Origin of the sequence: Chitinophaga agrisoli (assembly GCF_008386695.1) — a bacterium.
Lineage (GTDB): Bacteria > Bacteroidota > Bacteroidia > Chitinophagales > Chitinophagaceae > Chitinophaga > Chitinophaga agrisoli.
In genome coordinates this window covers 389,856-406,769 of the sequence record NZ_VUOC01000001.1, presented here as the reverse complement: position 1 = coordinate 406,769, position 16,914 = coordinate 389,856, and the positions used below count along the sequence as shown (strand labels likewise).

Annotated in this window: 15 protein-coding genes; 9 read left to right on the top strand and 6 right to left on the bottom strand. The window is 50.4% G+C overall.

What is annotated here, in order from left to right; all coding sequences use genetic code 11:
* Positions 1–110 precede the first annotated feature (110 nt).
* The 4 genes from porL to F0L74_RS01620 all read left to right on the top strand — a co-directional run bounded on the left by porL (position 111) and on the right by F0L74_RS01620 (position 4,219).
* Positions 111–845, top strand: coding sequence for a type IX secretion system motor protein PorL/GldL (porL, locus tag F0L74_RS01635; RefSeq protein ID WP_246197600.1), 735 nt, complete (start codon positions 111–113; stop codon positions 843–845).
* 52 nt (positions 846–897) lie between these two features.
* The gene (gene porM / locus F0L74_RS01630; RefSeq protein ID WP_149836098.1) at positions 898–2,433 is read left to right on the top strand and encodes a type IX secretion system motor protein PorM/GldM; all 1,536 of its coding nucleotides are present in this window, start codon (positions 898–900) and stop codon (positions 2,431–2,433) included.
* 23 nt (positions 2,434–2,456) lie between these two features.
* Positions 2,457–3,512 (top strand): type IX secretion system ring subunit PorN/GldN, encoded by a 1,056-nt coding sequence (gene porN / locus F0L74_RS01625; protein WP_149836097.1) that lies wholly within the window; start codon positions 2,457–2,459, stop codon positions 3,510–3,512.
* Positions 3,513–3,631: 119 nt separating this feature from the next.
* The gene (locus F0L74_RS01620; protein WP_149836096.1) at positions 3,632–4,219 is read left to right on the top strand and encodes a DinB family protein; all 588 of its coding nucleotides are present in this window, start codon (positions 3,632–3,634) and stop codon (positions 4,217–4,219) included.
* 7 nt (positions 4,220–4,226) lie between these two features.
* On the opposite strand, the gene uvrC is transcribed toward F0L74_RS01620, so the two are convergent.
* From uvrC to gpmI, 4 genes are all read right to left on the bottom strand, one after another.
* Positions 4,227–6,032 carry an excinuclease ABC subunit UvrC gene (gene uvrC, locus F0L74_RS01615; RefSeq protein WP_149836095.1) on the bottom strand — a complete coding sequence of 602 codons (1,806 nt, stop codon included), beginning with the start codon at positions 6,030–6,032 and terminating at the stop codon, positions 4,227–4,229.
* A gap of 8 nt (positions 6,033–6,040) precedes the next feature.
* On the bottom strand, positions 6,041–6,613 hold the full coding sequence (locus tag F0L74_RS01610; RefSeq protein ID WP_149836094.1) for a hypothetical protein: 573 nt from the start codon (positions 6,611–6,613) through the stop codon (positions 6,041–6,043).
* Between the two features lie 231 nt (positions 6,614–6,844).
* Entirely contained in the window at positions 6,845–8,167 is a 1,323-nt protein-coding gene (locus F0L74_RS01605; protein ID WP_188315822.1) for an LVIVD repeat-containing protein, read from the bottom strand.
* Positions 8,168–8,290: 123 nt separating this feature from the next.
* Positions 8,291–9,814, bottom strand: coding sequence for a 2,3-bisphosphoglycerate-independent phosphoglycerate mutase (gene gpmI, locus F0L74_RS01600; protein ID WP_149836092.1), 1,524 nt, complete (start codon positions 9,812–9,814; stop codon positions 8,291–8,293).
* A 336-nt stretch (positions 9,815–10,150) separates the two neighbouring features.
* Here gpmI and F0L74_RS01595 point away from each other — a divergent pair, with 336 nt between their 5' ends.
* The 4 genes from F0L74_RS01595 to F0L74_RS01580 all read left to right on the top strand — a co-directional run bounded on the left by F0L74_RS01595 (position 10,151) and on the right by F0L74_RS01580 (position 13,003).
* A complete protein-coding gene (locus F0L74_RS01595) occupies positions 10,151–10,669 on the top strand; it encodes a DUF4783 domain-containing protein (RefSeq protein WP_149836091.1) in 519 nt (172 codons plus the stop codon).
* A 164-nt stretch (positions 10,670–10,833) separates the two neighbouring features.
* Positions 10,834–11,682, top strand: coding sequence for a carboxylating nicotinate-nucleotide diphosphorylase (gene nadC / locus F0L74_RS01590; RefSeq protein WP_149836090.1), 849 nt, complete (start codon positions 10,834–10,836; stop codon positions 11,680–11,682).
* 54 nt (positions 11,683–11,736) lie between these two features.
* Complete coding sequence (locus F0L74_RS01585; RefSeq protein ID WP_149836089.1) at positions 11,737–12,621, top strand: diacylglycerol/lipid kinase family protein; 885 nt, start codon at positions 11,737–11,739, stop codon at positions 12,619–12,621.
* 49 nt (positions 12,622–12,670) lie between these two features.
* Entirely contained in the window at positions 12,671–13,003 is a 333-nt protein-coding gene (locus F0L74_RS01580) for a translation initiation factor (RefSeq protein WP_149836088.1), read from the top strand.
* On the opposite strand, the gene F0L74_RS01575 is transcribed toward F0L74_RS01580, so the two are convergent.
* The gene (locus tag F0L74_RS01575; RefSeq protein WP_149836087.1) at positions 13,004–13,996 is read right to left on the bottom strand and encodes an aldo/keto reductase; all 993 of its coding nucleotides are present in this window, start codon (positions 13,994–13,996) and stop codon (positions 13,004–13,006) included.
* A 384-nt stretch (positions 13,997–14,380) separates the two neighbouring features.
* Here F0L74_RS01575 and F0L74_RS01570 point away from each other — a divergent pair, with 384 nt between their 5' ends.
* On the top strand, positions 14,381–15,928 hold the full coding sequence (locus tag F0L74_RS01570) for an ArnT family glycosyltransferase (protein ID WP_149836086.1): 1,548 nt from the start codon (positions 14,381–14,383) through the stop codon (positions 15,926–15,928).
* A 160-nt stretch (positions 15,929–16,088) separates the two neighbouring features.
* Here F0L74_RS01570 and F0L74_RS01565 read toward each other — a convergent pair whose 3' ends face one another.
* Positions 16,089–16,832: a biotin--[acetyl-CoA-carboxylase] ligase gene (locus F0L74_RS01565; protein ID WP_149836085.1), complete on the bottom strand. Its 744-nt coding sequence runs from the start codon at positions 16,830–16,832 to the stop codon at positions 16,089–16,091.
* Positions 16,833–16,914: the final 82 nt, after the last annotated feature.

The window sequence follows — 16,914 nt, the reverse complement described above, 5'->3', positions numbered from 1 at the left end:
AGAGAGACCTGACGATGTACGACAAACGCAAATCTTTGAGCAATAACTATTCCTTAAAAACAACTTTAACCGTAATTAACTTTAACCAGATTAAATTTTAACCTATGGCTATGAATCCTAACAAGGCGAAATGGTTGAACTTCTTTGTATGTATTGCAGCTTCTGTAGTAATTATTGGTGCGCTGTTCAAACTGCAGCACTGGAAAGGAGCTGATATCGCACTTATCCTGGGTCTGAGCGTAGAAGCATTGATCTTCTTTGTTTACGCTTTCGTTCCGGATAGCTCTGCACAACATGCTCCGGCAGCTGTTGCTTATGGCGGTCACCCCGCTGTTGACGGCCTGGATAAAATGCTGACAGAAGCCGATATCACCCCTGCTAATCTGCAACGTCTCAGCGAGAACTTCCAGAAGTTAGGTACAACAGTAGACAAAATGAGGGACATCAGCGACGTGGTTGCTGCAACCGGTGATTACACACAGAAAACACGCGAAGCTGCAAACGCTATCGGTAGCGTTGCTACAGCTTACACTTCCGCTGCTTCTGCAGTATCATCCTTTAACAGCGCTTCTGAGTCCACCAGGCATTTCCATGAGCAAATGCAGGGTATGACTAAAAACCTGGCTTCCCTGAATGCCATCTATGAGCTGGAACTGCAAGACACCAACAACCACCTCAAAGCTATGAACAACTTCTACAAGAACTTGTTGACAACTTCTCAGGCTATGAGTGGCAGCATCGATGACGCTAAGAGGACACAGGAACAGATCAGCCTGTTGGCTAAGAACCTCAGCAACCTGAATACCATCTATGGTAACATGCTGAGCGCTATGCACGGAAGATAAGGTACGCTAATAGTTTAGTAACACAACACAATCATTAAATCACTAAAAAACTATGGCACTACCTAAAGATCCTAGGCAGAAGATGATCAACTTCATGTACCTGGTCTTAACGGCTATGTTGGCATTGAACGTTTCTGCCGAAATATTAAACGCTTTCAATATCGTAAATGATTCTATCAATACTTCTAACAGATCCATTACCAGCAAAAACGATCTGAGCTACGGTCAATTCGAAGAGCAGATGAAAACAGATCCTACCAGGGTAGCCCCTATCAAGGCTAAAGCCCAGGAAGTGAAAAAGATCTCATCTGACATGTTCCAATACATCGACGGCCTGAAAGAGCTCATCATCGCTGAAAGCGGCGGTAAGGACGAACACGGTGAGATCAAATCTAAAGATAACCTGGACGCTCCTACCCGCGTAATGGAGAACAAGAAGAAAGGCATGGAAATGGAAGCTAAGCTGAAAGAGCTGCGCGATAAATTCCTTTCCTATGTAACACCAGGCAAAAGAGCAGAATTCGAAAAAACGCTGCCCTTGCGTGTGGAGATCGGTAAAGCTACCAACGGCCACGGCGAAGTTGCGAAGACCTGGACTACTTACCACTTTAACATGGTGCCCACGATCGCTGCGGTAACCATCCTCGGTAAGTTCCAGAACGACGTTAAAAACTCCGAGTCACTGGTACTGGACGATCTGCTGAAACAAATTGATGCCAACAGGATACAATTTGACCACGTAAGACCGTTTATATCTCTGAACTCTAAAAACCTCATGGAAGGCCAGACACTGACCGCGCAGATCGCAGTAGGTGCGTACAGCACAACAGTGAACCCTACCATCGTGGTAAATGGTCAGACAATCACCGCTAAAGACGGTCTGGGTACTTTCACCCTGCCGGTAGCTGGTATAGGCGAGAAAACAATCGCAGGTACCATCTCCATGCCTAAAGGCAACGGCGAGATCGAAACCATCCCTTTCAGCGAAACATATAACGTAGGTGCTTCTACCACTTCTATCTCCGCTGATAAAATGAACGTTCTTTACATAGGCCTCCAGAACCCTATCTCCATCTCTGCAGCCGGCGTACCTGCTGAAAGCGTGAACGCTTCCATCAACGTAGGCAGCATCAGGAAACAAGGCGCTGGTAACTATATGGTGACCGTAGCCAACCCCGGCAGGGCTATCATCAACGTGATAGCTAACGTGGACGGCAAAACTAAAAGCCTTGGCAGCAAAGAGTTCCGTGTAAAAATGATCCCCGATCCCGTTCTGAAGGTGGGTGTGAACAAAAGCGGTACTATGAAAGCAGCCGACTTTAAAGTACAGGGCGGTCTCAGGGCTGACCTGGAGAACTTTGAGTTCGAAGGCGTAAAATACGACGTGGTGAGCTACCGTGTAGGTATCGAAGCCCGTGGTAAAGATTATGTGGAAGGCGAAGCCAACTCCGCATATTTCCCCAACAATGTTGTAGGTGCTGTGCGTTCTTTACGCGCCGGTGACCAGGTGTACTTCGATAACGTGAAAGTGAAAGGCCCGGACGGTATTGTACGAAACATGGGTAACACTTCGTTTAAATTAAACTAATACAGTAAATAAATTACTGAACTATGCGAGGAGTAATAGTTAAAAGAATGAGCTGGTTCGCTTTGTTGCTGGTAATACTGGCTGCAGATGCACAGGCGCAGCGCAGGGGCGGCACAACACGCCGTAAAACTGCGACGACGACCACTACGACCACAGAAACCGTGGATTCCAGTGACGTGGTAAACCCCGCTACCGGTAACCCGGTAACGCCTCCGCCGGCACAGCCGGATGTAAACGCCGCTTCCCTCCGCCAGGATGGAGTAGGCGCCCCCGTAGGCCCTGTGGTGGATACTCCCCGTAAATCACTGCGTATAGACGGCGTAACCGCCCGTAACTCTGTAAGGGACCGTACACCCATCGACTATGATAACATCCGCGAGGATGATAAATTCTGGGAAAAACGTGTATGGCAGGTACTCGACATCCGCGAAAAGATGAACCTCCCCTTCCAGTACAACGTAGAAGATGAAAACGGTGTAAACCAGCTCTTCATTAATATATTACTGAGCTCCATAAAGAGCGGCGAGATTCAGGCTTTTGCCCCCATCGATGACCGCTTTACCACTCCCATGACCTACGAAGAGATCCAGACCAAAACCAGTGGTGAGGAAAGGACCGTACGTAGCATAGACCCGGTAACCGGCGAAGAGAAAATGGTAACCACCCGCGATGAATTTGATCCCCGTACCATCGTACAGTACAAGATCAAAGAAGTTTGGGTGTTCGACAAAGAAGCCTCCGCTTTGAAAGTACGTATCCTCGGCATTGCGCCAATGGTATCCCGTATGAACGAAGATGGCTCCCTGCGCGCTTCCATCCCCCTCTTCTGGGTATACTACCCGGATCTGCGTCCCGTGCTGGCTAAGTTCGACGTGTACAATCAGAACAACGACGCCGCTTCTATGAGCTGGGAAGATCTGTTCGAAATGCGCTTTTTCTCCAGCTTTGTTGTAAAAGAGAACAACGCGTACAACCGCGAGATCAAGGATTACATCAAAGACGGTACCATGCGTCTGTTAGAAGGTCAGGCCATCAAGGACAAGATCTTCAACAAAGAACAGGATCTGTGGCAGTATTAATAGACTTCGTCTGAAAAATACTTTATACGCACAAGGTCATAGGGTTTCGAACCTTATGACCTTGTTGCTTTTATAGCATATATTTGCACCATTAAAGACTAAACCCCATTTCCTCATCTATGTCCGCTGTATTCAACTCTGTAGCGCTGCTGGAAGACTTAACACACCAGGTACAACGCCTCGTTGCCAACGTAGAGGATCAGCTCACCCACCTGCCGGATGCCGTACTGCAATTACCACCCGCCCAGGGTAAATGGAGCGCCCTCCAATGCCTCGATCACCTGAACATCTATAGCCGTTTTTACCTGCCTCAACTGGCCAGGGTCATTGCGGAAGCGCAGGCATCCCAACCGGCCACCGCCCAACCCGCGTCCGCCGTTTTTAAAAGCAGCGCCCTGGGCCACTGGTTCACCAAAACCATGCAACCCAAACCGGATGGCGCCCTGCCCATGCGTATGCAGGCCCCAAAAAATGCGCGGCCTGCCGCCCAGCTGGATACCACGCAGGTAATAAAAGAGTTCATGGCCGGCCAACAGCAACTGCTGGCCCTCCTGCAACAAGCCCGTAATGTAGATCTGGGGAAATTAAAAGTGCCTACCAGCCTGGCGTCCTGGCTAAAGCTCCCCCTGGGGGATACCTTCCGTTTCTTCATCGCCCATGAAGAGCGCCATGTACTGCAGGCATTACGCGCAGTAGGGAGCAAGTAAACTCCCCTCACTCGGGGTTAAAATGCGCCCATATCAGCTTCGCCTTGGCCGCGCCAACCGCTGCCTCCAGCTCTTCTTTTGAAAGCTGCTTCACCCGGTTCACGGAACGGTAGGTCTGTAACAGCTGTGTGGCGGTGCTCTCGCCTATACCCTTAATAGATTCCAGTTCATTCTTAAAAGTGCCCTTGCTGCGCTTTTGCCGGTGGAAGGTGATGCCAAAACGGTGCACCTCATCCCGTATGCGCCGTATCAGCTTCAGGCTTTCGCTGTTAAAAGGTAGTTTGATACTATCCTTATCCCCCGGAAAAAAGATCTCTTCCTCATTCTTGGCCAGGCCTACCACCGTCATGCTGCCTATCAGGTCCAGCTCGCGGATGCTTTCCATAGCGGCGCCCAGCTGCCCTTTACCACCGTCTATGATCACCAGTTGGGGCAATGGCTGCTGCTCTGCCAGCAGGCGTTTATACCGGCGGTGAACTACCTCGGTCATAGAGGCAAAGTCATTGATGCCTTCCACCGTTTTGATATTAAAATGCCGGTAATCCTTTTTGGAGGCGATGCCATCCTTAAACACCACGCAGGCGCTCACAGGATAGCTGCCCTGGAAATTGGAGTTATCAAAACACTCAATATGCGTAGGCAGTATCGGCAGCTCCAGGTCCGCCTGCAGCTGGTACAGCACCTTTTTCTTCTCTTCGTCCGTCTTGCCTTCCAGGTGCAGGATCTTCTTTCTGTGCAGTTCCTCTTTAAAATAGTTCACATTCTTCTCTGACAGTTCCAGCAGCTTTTTCTTATCGCCGCCCTTGGGCACCGTCAGGGTAACATGCTCCTCCGGGTATTCCACCGGCATGGGTATAATGATCTCTGTGGTCTGGCTTTTAAAAGCATCGCGCAGGTAGGCGATAGCATACGCCAGTACCTCCTCGTCTGTTTCCTCCAGCTTCTTTTCCAGCGTCACGGTCTTGGTATCGGCAATACTGCCATTCAGCACCCGCAGGTAGTTCACATAGGCATGGTTGCCATCGCTGAGAACAGAAAATACATCCGCATGCCCCATGCGCGCATTTACGATGGTAGATTTGGACTGATAAGCCTGCAGGCTCTCTATCTTCTTACGCAGTATCTCCGCCTGCTCAAACTCCATGTTTTGTGCGCAGTTCTGCATCTGCGCGCGGAACATGTTCAGCACCGGGGCCAGGTTACCCTTCAGGATCTCCTTTACCTGCTGCAGCCCCGCCCGGTAATCCTCTTCCGTTTGCAGGCCCTCGCAGGGCCCTTTACAGTTGCCCAGGTGGTACTCCAGGCACACCTTGAATTTGCCTTTGCGTACATTCTGCTCAGAGAGGTTCAGGTTACAGGTCCGCAGGGGGATATTATACCGGATCACTTCCAGCAGCTCCCGTACGCGGCCTACAGAAGTAAAGGGGCCAAGGTATTCGGAGCCATCGCGGATAATATTCCGGGTAAGGAACACCCGGGGATAGGCCTCGTGTTTAATAACGATATAGGGATAGGTCTTATCATCCTTCAGGTTGATATTATACCGCGGCTGGAACTGCTTGATCAGCGAGTTCTCCAGCAAAAACGCATCCTGTTCAGAGTTCACGATGGTAAACTCAATATGGTGGATGGTCTGCACCAGCTTCCGCGTCTTAAAATTATCGTGGTTCTTTACAAAATAGGAGCTTACCCGTTTGCGCAGGCTCTTGGCCTTGCCTACATATAGCAGCTCCCCGTCATCGCCATAATACTTGTAGATGCCTGCCTGTATGGGTATGGTATGTGATATCTGTTGAAACTCCGCTGCTGTCATCGCCAATGCTATTTTTTAGGGGCCAGCGACACTTTAACGTCCAGCTCACGGGGCTTCAGAAAGGCTATCTTCTGGAAGGTGGTGATCCGGATGGTCTTCAGGTGCTGGTAGAACAGGTGTTGCTGGTAATCATACACCAGGTTATGCGTACTGCTGTGTGCCGTTACCGTATTGATCTGGCCTTTATTGTCCAGGTTTAGTATAACCTGTTGCGGGCGGGTAGCTTGTTTACGCGCCGTGTACATAATGGAGCTGTTGCCGGTAAAAAGGTCTTTGATAGTATCGGTGCGGTAGGCGTCCTTTAAAGAGGGTTTGTTAACATCTGCGTCCATAAAGGGTTTTAACAGGTGCTCCAGCTGGCTGCTGTCTGCCGTCAGATGCAGATCTTCCCGTTGCCCGTTCAATGTCACCGTTTTCTGTAACAGCAGGCCGCTTTTACCTGCCTGTATGGCTTCCTGTTCAAAATATGCTTTCAGATCGCTGTGCGGGGCCTGGTTGGCCGGTTGTTGGCTGCCGGGGCTGCAGGCTGCCATCGCCATAGCTGCCAGTACCATGTACAGCGGGTATCTGTTTATTTTCATCCCGCAAAATTACTCCAACCCCCTCCTCCATACAAAAAAAATAATGCGCCGTGAAAACGGCGCATCTGATGCATGAGCAAATCTGTCGAGAGCACTAAAAAACGTAAAACGGACTACCCGCCCGAATAGTTACTATTTTTTATAAATAGTTATAAATTATATTTGTTGCAACGCCACAGCACTCCTCCACCTTATCTTGTAACCACCCTGCAATATCCCCTCATCCGCACGTCAGTTTATCACCAGCTTACTCAACAACCTCGGCGCGTGCAGATTACTATAATCATACTGATACAGCCCATCCTTAGCCGTAACCAACAACACCTTATTATGCGGTATCACATCAAACGCCTCTACCGGCACTTGCGCCACGGACGTAATATTTTGTGGATCACTGGCGTCCAGGAACTTAAGCCCGTTGCTGCCCTCGCACACAAACAGGTGTTCGCCATCTATCCCCAGCCCATACGGGCTGCTCATCGGATAGCTTTTGATCAGAATAGGGTTAGACAGGTCACTGATGTTCAGCACATCCAGTTGATTGGTAAAACCTCCGCAAGCACTCCCGCCCCGCAGGGTCACATAGGCGGTACTATCCTCCGCCACTACCGGGTCACAGGACCGTATATGCCCAAAAGCGCCTTTTCTAACCGGGTGCGCCGGGTTCTGCAGGGAATAGATGTACATACCGCTCTGGGAGCCAATAAACAGGTTACCCCGGTAAGGAAAGATCGTCTCCACCACATCAAAAAGGTACAACTCATCCTGTTTTTCAGGCGATGCGGGGTTTTGTATCCCAAATATGTTTAAACGGGAATAATCCACGGTATACAGATAATCATTCAGCAGGGCAAACCGCGCCATGGAGCCGCCTTTGCCCAGCGCCGCCATGGCGCCGGATTTATTACCCCCATCACTGGATGAGCTCAATGCAAATACGCCGGGGCTGTTAAACTGCCCCCCAAACAAAAGATCCCGGTGGCAGGGTATCTCTACTACCGTATCCCTGGTAAGATAATCTATCACAATACTGTCGCTGGTAGCCCTGAAATATTCATACACCCGCTGGGGATATACATCTTTAAGCCGTTTCAGTTCCTTTACCTGGTGCGGGTCGCTGATATCTATAGCCAGCAGATCCATATAGCTGTCCGCATATAGCACATGGCCCTTTACCGCCATATCCACATTACCGGGGATATTTATAAAAGCAAAATTATCAGGCGCTTCCGGGTTGCTGTTGTCAATAATGTGGATGCCTTCATTCAGCTCATTCAGGAAAATATAGTTACCATACAGGTATATCTTCCCTGCGGCTTCAATAGGCCTGGGCGCCTCGCTTTTAAAGCGTGCCCGCACTTCTGCGGCAGACGCAAACACAGGCGTATAGATGGTATACCGCATGGTATCCTTACATTCATCTTTCCGGCAACTGGAAACAGACAGCAGGGCTGCCGCAATAAAGGCGGATATCAGAAGCTTATAGAGGATGGCGAGGGGCTGCCGCGTTTGGTTGATCTGCCGCTGCAGCTGCTTAAACAGTATAGAGCGCATAGGGGTAAGTTTTGTATCAATAGAACGGGGCAGGGGCGGGAAAGTTACAAACGGCCATACCATAAACAGGACAATCCACCCCGCCTGGGATGGATTGTCCTGTTTATGAGTTGATTAGCGGTGTTATACCAGCAGGTCGCCGGTCATTTCCTTGGGTACCGGAAGGTCCATGAAATGGAGGATAGTTGGAGCAATATCTCCCAGTTTGCCATCCTTTACAGCGCCTTTGAAATCATTATTGATGATAAAGAAGGGCACCAGGTTCAGGGTATGTGCCGTATTAGGCGTACCGTCTGCGTTGATCATAAAATCAGCGTTACCATGGTCCGCAGTCAGGAATACCGTGTAGCCATTCTGCAGAGAGGCTTCCACCACACGTTTTACGCAGGCGTCTACCGTTTCTACCGCCTTCACCGCAGCTTCCCACACGCCCGTATGGCCTACCATGTCAGCATTGGCAAAGTTCAGGCATATAAAATCGGCAGATTGTTTATTGATCTCTTCCACAATCGTATCGGTTACCTGGTAAGCGCTCATCTCCGGCTGCAGGTCATAGGTCGCCACTTTGGGAGAGGGTACCATCAGGCGGCGTTCTCCATTGAATTCCTTTTCACGTCCGCCGGAAAAGAAAAAGGACACGTGCGGGTACTTCTCTGTTTCTGCAATACGTATCTGGGTGCGGTTATTCTGCTCCAGCACTTCGCCCAGCGTCATATTCAGGTTATCGTTCTCAAAGATCACATACACCCCTTTATAGGTCTTATCATATTCCGTCATGGTGGTGTAGTGCAGGTGCAGCGGCTGCATCTCAAAATCAGGGAAAGCCTGCTGGCTCAACACCTGGGTGATCTCGCGGCAACGGTCCGTACGGAAGTTAAAGCACAGTACAGCGTCTCCTTCGCCAATCGTAGCCAGCGGCGCCAGCTGCGGCGTAGTAACGATGATAGGTTTGATAAACTCATCGGTTACGCCCTCTGCATAAGATGCTTTCACGGCTGTCAGCGGATCCTGTGTAGGTGTGCCGGCGCCGTTCACCAGCGCATCATAGGCTAGCTTTACGCGTTCCCAGCGTTTATCGCGGTCCATGGCATAATAACGGCCGGTGATGGTGGCTAGTTGTCCGGTAGTGCTTTTAAGATGCACCATCAGGTCTTCCAGGAAACCCAGCCCGCTTTTGGGATCGGTATCGCGGCCGTCTGTAAAGGCATGTATGAACACCTTTTCCAGGCCATTATCTTTAGCTATCTGCGTCAGCGCTTTGATATGATTGATATGGGAGTGCACGCCGCCATTGCTTACCAGGCCTATCAGGTGCAGTGCTTTGTTGTTGGATTTAGCATACTGAAGCGTATCCAGCAGCACCTTATTCTGCGCCAGCTCGCCGGTGCGGATGGCCACGTTAATACGCTGCAGCTCCTGGTATACAATGCGCCCCGCGCCAATGTTCAGGTGCCCTACCTCAGAGTTACCCATCTGCCCTTCCGGTAATCCTACCGCTTCTCCACAGGTAACCAGCCGGCTATGCGGGTACTGGTTGTACAGGCTGTTAACAAAAGGCGTGTTTGAATGCGATATGGCGTCAGCGGCAGGTACCTGTCCCAGGCCCCATCCATCCATAATAACCAGGATTGCTTTTTTCTTTTCCATGATCCGTTGATAAGATTTAATCCAACAAAGCCGTGAAAATACTCATAAAGCCTTGAATACTTTCAAAATTATGCAAATTTAACGCTTACAGAATACCCGTTAACATGCTCCGGTAACCTTCAAGCAGCACGCTCACATAATCGTCTTTTATGCCGCGTAGAAAATTTATATATCAATATATTTGCATTGGTTACTATCTATGCGCTACAACCATAATTGTATTTTAACAAGCCGTTTACAAACTGGCATAGTTTTGGCAACAGCTGGGGTTGGCGATAAAAATGTGTTGGAAATAACCATGAAACCGGGCATGGCAACTAAAAAGAATCTTTTCTTATGAAACCGAGCATGTTAAAGACAGAGAGGGAGATGCAGCAAGGTTCGATCCAGTCACGCGAGGCTAATGCCAATACCCATGAAGCACCGCAAAGGCAGCCATGGGCAAGGTATATGTATGTGCTGGGTATCCTGCTGCTGGGAGGCATCGTTACCATTTTCTCATTATCAGCCCGCCCGCTGAGAGCATTTGGCGGCGGCCCTTTTGAAGATGTTGTAAGCGCCCTGAAACAAGGCGATGCGGGGAGCCTTTCCCCCCATCTCGATAATACCGTAGAGATCAGTATAGGTGGCAGGGCCAGCTCATACAGCAAAGCGCAGGCAGAGATCATCCTCAAGGATTTTTTTGCCAAGAACCAGGTAAAATCATTTGAACTGCTGCACCAGGGCGAAGGCGGCGGCTCCCGTTACGGGATCGGGAATATGACCACCAGCGGTGGCCTCTACCGCACATCCTTCTTCCTGCAGAAAAAGGGTAGTGCCCTGCTCCTGAACCAGCTGCGTTTTGAAAGCAAATGATCCCCGTTTTCTCCCATTCATCTGAATATAATTTGAAAAACCACGGTGCCCCCGTACAAGTTACGGGGGCACTCTTTATTTTTGGGGCCTCAAAGCGCCATTTGCGGGATACCTACAAATGGCGCCGGGACAAAACAATCACCTCACCGGTTAATCTGGAAGCTATGGTAAATGAGACTGCACTTAAGGAATTGATAAGACTGGCGCTGGCAGAAGATATTGGCAACGGGGACCATAGCACCATGGCCTGTATTCCCCCCACCGCCAAAGGCAAGGCACGCTTAAAGATAAAAGAAGGAGGCCTGCTGGCCGGCATGCAGGTAGCAGAAACCATTTTCCGCTACATGGATATGTTCACCGTGTTCACCCCCTTCAAAAAGGATGGTGATGTTATGCAGCCCGGCGATACCGCCTTCGAGGTAGAAGCAGCCGTGCATACCCTGCTGATGACGGAACGCCTGGTGCTGAACTGTATGCAGCGCATGAGTGGCATTGCCACGCTTACCCGCCAGTACGTGGATAAGCTGCAGGGCTACCATACCCGCTTGCTCGATACCCGTAAGACCACGCCTAATTTCCGCCTGTTGGAAAAGGAAGCGGTACGCATCGGCGGCGGCGTTAATCACCGCATGGGCTTATACGATATGGTCATGCTAAAGGATAACCATATCGATTTTGCCGGCGGCATTACCCAGGCAGTGCAAAAGACCATCGCTTACCTGCAGCAGCGCAAGCTCGATCTGAAGATAGAAGTAGAGACCCGCAACCTCGACGATGTGCGCGAAGCGCTGGCCGTAGGCGGCGTAGATCGCATCATGCTGGACAACTTCCGCCCGGAGCAGATCGCCGCCGCGCTGGAGCTCATCAAAGGCAGCTGCGAAACAGAAGCCTCCGGCGGCATCACCCTCGATAACCTGGTAGACTACGCTAAAACAGGCGTAGACTTTATTTCCGCAGGGGCGGTCATCCATCATGCAGTTAGCCTGGACCTTAGTTTGAAAGCAGTAGAATGATCACAACGTTGTCGTGTGATACAGGATCAAGATCATTCTGCGGTAAAATACATCATGAGAAAGATACTTTTTATCATTAACCGCAAGGCGGGCACAGACCGGGAGAAACGGCTGGAGGATACAATACGCAGGCATCTGCCCGCCCCCGGCTTTTCTGTACAGATCACCCATCTTGCTTACCTGGGCCATGGCACGCACCTGGCGCAGGAAGCGGTAGCAAACGGAGTAGATACCGTAGTGGCAGTAGGCGGCGATGGCTCCATCAACGAGATCGCACAGGGCCTTACCGGCAGCAACACCGCACTGGCCATTATACCACTGGGCAGCGGCAATGGACTGGCAAGGGCGCTGAAAATACCATTGAACGTAGAGAAGGCATTACAGCTGATCGCACAGAATAAACGCGGCGCCATTGATGCAGGTTATGCCAACGGTCACCTGTTCCTGAGCAATGCCGGCGTAGGCTTCGATGCGCTCATCGCAGAACGCTTCCGCAATATGCAGAAACGCGGATTGCAGGGATACGCCAAACTGGTGATCAAAAGCTTCCGGGAATACAAGGACAATGTTTACACCATCAACATAGACGGTAACAAAACCCTGCAAAAACCAGCTTTTCTTCTCAGTATGGCCAATGGTAACCAGCTGGGCTACGAGTTTAAGCTATCACCCCAGGCAGATCTGTTCGATGGCCTGCTGGATGTAGTTGTTGTGCCGCCCGTAAGCTTCCTCGGGTTACTGCCTTTATGCATCCATTCCCTGCTGGGCACCGTGCATAAGACCAAATATATGCAGCGTTATACGGGCCGCAATATTACGGTAAGCAGTCCTAAGCTGGCCTATCTCCAGGTGGATGGGGATGCGGTGCCGCTGGGTAACAACGCACAGGTGGAATTTAAGGTAGTAAAGGCCGCCCTGCAGGTGATCGTTAACAATTAAACCGAACTGACCGTAATGCAGTAATTTTACGCGTAATTATTGAATCGTCATGTCAAAGAAGAAACATAATCCCGGCGGGATCGTATACTCCACGAATCCTGATTTTTCCTTTGAGCAGGAACAGCCTGCGGAAGAAGCTACCCTGCCACCGGCCCAGCAACGCCTTAAAGTAAAGCTGGATACCAAACAGCGGGCCGGTAAAATGGTAACCCTGGTAGAAGGTTTTGTGGGAATGCCTGCAGACCTGGAACAGCTGGGTAAGGAGCTTAAAACAAAATGCGGCACGGGCGGTAGCGTGAAAGACGGTCTTATCATCATCCAGGGCGATTACCGGGACAAAGTGATAAAATGGCTGCAGGACTGGAAGTATAACGTGAAATAACTATTTGTTCACCAGCCGCATCATACCATCGGCATACCGGTCACCGGCTACCGCGGTAGATTTTAGTATATCCCGGATCTCCTGCCGCTCAGCAGTGGTTAAGTTAATGTCCGCCGCTCCGGCATTTTCCTGCAGGTATTTACGGCGTTTAGTACCGGGGATAGGAATGATATCTTCTCCCTCAGACAGCAGCCACGCCAGCGATAGCTGCGCCGTAGTGCAGTGTTTATCGTGCGCAAGGCTTTCCAGCTTCTTTACCAGCAAGGTATTCTGCTCCAGCTCCTGCTGCTGAAAACGCGGCAGCGTACGGCGGAAATCCCCTTCCGGCAGTTGCGACAGATCAACAGCGGTCGCCGCACTCATACCTCTTCCCAGCGGGCTATAAGCGATCAGCGAAATACCCAGTTCCCGTGTTACCGCCAGCGTTTCCCGCTCTACATCACGCGTAAACAGGGAGTACTCATTCTGCAAAGCGGCAATAGGATGGATGGCATACGCCTTACGGATAGAGGCAACAGACGGCTCAGACAGGCCCAGGTAACGTACCTTGCCCGCTTTTACCAGATCCGCCATAGCGCCAATAGTATCTTCTACCGGTATATTAGGGTCTATACGATGCGCATAGTATAGGTCTATCACATCCGTCCCTAAACGCTGAAGGCTGGCGTCACAGGCTTGTTTGATATAAGCCGGCGAGGCGTCTATATACGTGCTGCCATCCGCATTATAACGGAAACCAAACTTAGTGGCCACAAACACCTGTTGCCGCTTTTTTGCCAGTATTCTGGCCAGGAGCTCTTCATTAGCGCCTTTGCCGTACATATCCGCAGTATCCCAGAAATTAATACCCAGTTCCAGCGCATACTCCAATGTAGCCAGCGATTCCTGATCGTTGCGGTCACCGGCGCTGCCATAAGCATGTGACATACCCATACATCCCAGCCCGATAGCCGGTATTTTTTCTCCTGTTTTTCCTAACGTCCTGTATTGCATAAAAATTGATTTTATCTGGTCATTGAATAAGGTAAAGGGGGTACTTATAGTGAAGATTGCAAAGTTACGCATCCTTAAAAACAGCCGCTTATTTTTTTATTCAATACCGCCGCTATGATTTTGGATAGCGGCTTCCGGAGGAATGTATCCCTCAATTTGACATACAGTTGCAATTATATTTTTGATTATTTAACAAAGAATTCACAAATTGAATTATCCTTTATCAACCAAAATCTTGTTTTAAACAAGGTTAAAGCTTTAACTGCAATGAACGTCCCGGGTTTACTCCCCCGGGACGTTTTTTATGCCGCCTATACGGATCTGCCGCTGAATAACTATATTACCCTTTATATGCATGTATATGCATAAGAACAACACCGCACCATGAAAGTAATCACGCACCGTAAAACCACATATTATCTCTTGGCTGCGCTCATCCTTGTGAAGATGGTCCTGCACTATTGCATCATCAATCCCGTATATGATCTCCACCGGGATGAATACCTGCACCTCGATCTCGCCAGCCATCTCTCCGCAGGGTATCTGTCTGTTCCGCCTTTTACGGCATTCATTTCCCTCCTGATCAAATGGCTGGGCGGTGGCTTCTTTTGGGTAAAATTCTTTCCGGCCCTGTTTGGCGCCGGCACCATGGTATTGGTTTGGCGCATGATAGAAGAATTAGAAGGGGGTATATACGCACAGCTGCTGGCAGGCACGGTATACCTCTGCTCCGCTATGCTGCGCCTCAATATGCTGTACCAGCCCAACTCCTTTGACGTGCTCAGCTGGACCTGGGTATTTTACCTGCTCATTCGTTACATCCATAACGGCCACCGGCGTAACCTGCTATGGCTGGGAGTAGCTATCGGCCTCGGCTTCCTGAATAAATACAATATCCTCTTCCTGGTGGCGGGCCTCATGCCTGCGGTACTGCTCTCGCCCCAGCGCAAGGTTTTTTTTAACAAATACCTGTACACAGGCATCGGCATCGCCCTGCTGCTGGCGCTGCCTAATATCTGGTGGCAGATCGCCAATGGAATGCCCGTTATGCACCATATGGCAGAGCTCACCAAATACCAGCTGGTGAATGTGAACCGCTTCGATTTCATGAAAGACCAGTTCCTGTTCTTCATTTCAGGCGCCTTTGTATTTGTGGCCGGCCTGGTAGCGCTATTCCTGTACCGGCCTTTCCGGCCCTACCTCTTCCTGGGGCTTACGTACGTGTTTGTGATCACGCTGTTCCTGTACCTGCGGGCTAAAAGCTATTACGCGCTGGGTTTATACCCGGTATTGCTGGCCTTTGGCGCGGTATGCTGGGAACGGCTGTTCAGCGCAAGCTGGTTAAAATATATGCGGGTAGCATGGCTGTTATTGGTGATATTACCCTTTGCTTATGTGTTCAACGTGCTTTTTCCGGTATTAACCCCGCAGGTGATCCAGCAAAAAGCGAAGAAGTTCCAGGCGTTCGGCCTGCTGCATTGGGAAGATGGGAAAGATCATGCACTGCCCCAGGATTTTGCAGACATGTTGGGCTGGCGGGAGATGGCCAATCTCTCCGTAAAGGCATATGAGCTGATCCCGGAACCGGCCAGGGCGCATACCATGGTTATCTGCGGCAACTATGGGCAGGCGGGCGCGCTTAACTATTATGGGAATGGTAAACTGCCTTTTGCATTATCGTTTAATGCGGACTATATCTTCTGGTTCCCTCGGATGGAAGACCTGCAGTACATTATCCTGGTAGATGATGAGGAGCCGGACGAACATGCCCACAGGTTTTCAACTTCCATTGAAAAGATAGGGCAGGTCACCAACCCGCTGGCCCGGGAGTACGGCACAAGCGTGTACCTGCTAAAAGACATAAAACCAGAGGCCCCGGCCGGCCTGCGCGAGCTGCAACGCCAGCAGATCCGGGAATTACGGGCCTGGTAGCCGGTAACCGCTGCCAGCTGCCGGTAATGGTAAGACACCCTGAGAATGCAGCCTTCCATGCGCCTCGAATATGTCCGCAACCGGCCGGAGAACCGTCCGCAATCGGTCAGGCGCACGCGGAATATCCGTTAAAAACATAGGCTGCTGATGCAAGGCTAATTTATTTCGCAATAATAAACTCCACTTCGCCAAAATCCAGCTGTAATAACTCGCCATCCCGCTCCAGGCAAAGCTTTCCGTCAGGCAGTACATCCCGTATCGTTCCCTGGAAATACTCCCCCTGCATCCGGTACAAACCCGGCTGCTCCAGACGGAAAAGACGGCTTTTATACTCCTGCAGCAACGAATTATAATGCGCCGGATGCAGCTGCTGCAGCCAGGGCTGCAGGCTCCGGCACAGCTCCTGCGCCAGCTCTACCGCATCCCAGCTCTTACCTGTGATCTGCCGCAGGGATACAGGATTGGGCAAATGCTCGGGAAACTGCGTCTGGTTAATATTGATCCCTATACCCGTTATGGCATATTGCCATGTGCTGCCCCGTAGCACATTTTCGATCAGAATGCCGCCTGCCTTTCTGTCACGCCAGTAAATATCATTGCTCCATTTTATACAGGTTTCATCCCCCGCATAACGGCCAAAGAAATCCGCCGCGCCCAACGCCACGGCTACACTGAGCAGGAACTGCCGGGAAAGCGGCAGCCCATTGGGTTGCAGCGCTATGGTCATCATGATATTCTCTCCCGGAGGCGAGAACCATTGCTTCCCACGCTGCCCTTTTCCGGCCGTTTGCTCCATGGCAAACCAGGTCGTACCAGGCGTTATCAGCCCCGTATTTACCTGCTCCATGGCATAGTTATTGGTGCTGTCTATTTTGTCTAAAATGTAAAAAGGCTGTCCAATCACGAGAAATCCTAATTTGAATGTTTTTCAGCCGGATCGGCCTCACTGGTAGTTTCCGTCCGGTTCACAGGCATAAAAATAACAA

Bases quoted from the DNA above. Each gene is read 5' to 3' on its own strand.
- porL (WP_246197600.1), top strand. From the start codon at position 111: ATGAATCCTAACAAGGCGAAATGGTTGAACTTCTTTGTATGTATTGCA.
- porM (WP_149836098.1), top strand. From the start codon at position 898: ATGGCACTACCTAAAGATCCTAGGCAGAAGATGATCAACTTCATGTAC.
- porN (WP_149836097.1), top strand. From the start codon at position 2,457: ATGCGAGGAGTAATAGTTAAAAGAATGAGCTGGTTCGCTTTGTTGCTG.
- F0L74_RS01620 (WP_149836096.1), top strand. From the start codon at position 3,632: ATGTCCGCTGTATTCAACTCTGTAGCGCTGCTGGAAGACTTAACACAC.
- uvrC (WP_149836095.1), bottom strand. From the start codon at position 6,032: ATGACAGCAGCGGAGTTTCAACAGATATCACATACCATACCCATACAG.
- F0L74_RS01610 (WP_149836094.1), bottom strand. From the start codon at position 6,613: ATGAAAATAAACAGATACCCGCTGTACATGGTACTGGCAGCTATGGCG.
- F0L74_RS01605 (WP_188315822.1), bottom strand. From the start codon at position 8,167: ATGCGCTCTATACTGTTTAAGCAGCTGCAGCGGCAGATCAACCAAACG.
- gpmI (WP_149836092.1), bottom strand. From the start codon at position 9,814: ATGGAAAAGAAAAAAGCAATCCTGGTTATTATGGATGGATGGGGCCTG.
- F0L74_RS01595 (WP_149836091.1), top strand. From the start codon at position 10,151: ATGAAACCGAGCATGTTAAAGACAGAGAGGGAGATGCAGCAAGGTTCG.
- nadC (WP_149836090.1), top strand. From the start codon at position 10,834: ATGGTAAATGAGACTGCACTTAAGGAATTGATAAGACTGGCGCTGGCA.
- F0L74_RS01585 (WP_149836089.1), top strand. From the start codon at position 11,737: ATGAGAAAGATACTTTTTATCATTAACCGCAAGGCGGGCACAGACCGG.
- F0L74_RS01580 (WP_149836088.1), top strand. From the start codon at position 12,671: ATGTCAAAGAAGAAACATAATCCCGGCGGGATCGTATACTCCACGAAT.
- F0L74_RS01575 (WP_149836087.1), bottom strand. From the start codon at position 13,996: ATGCAATACAGGACGTTAGGAAAAACAGGAGAAAAAATACCGGCTATC.
- F0L74_RS01570 (WP_149836086.1), top strand. From the start codon at position 14,381: ATGAAAGTAATCACGCACCGTAAAACCACATATTATCTCTTGGCTGCG.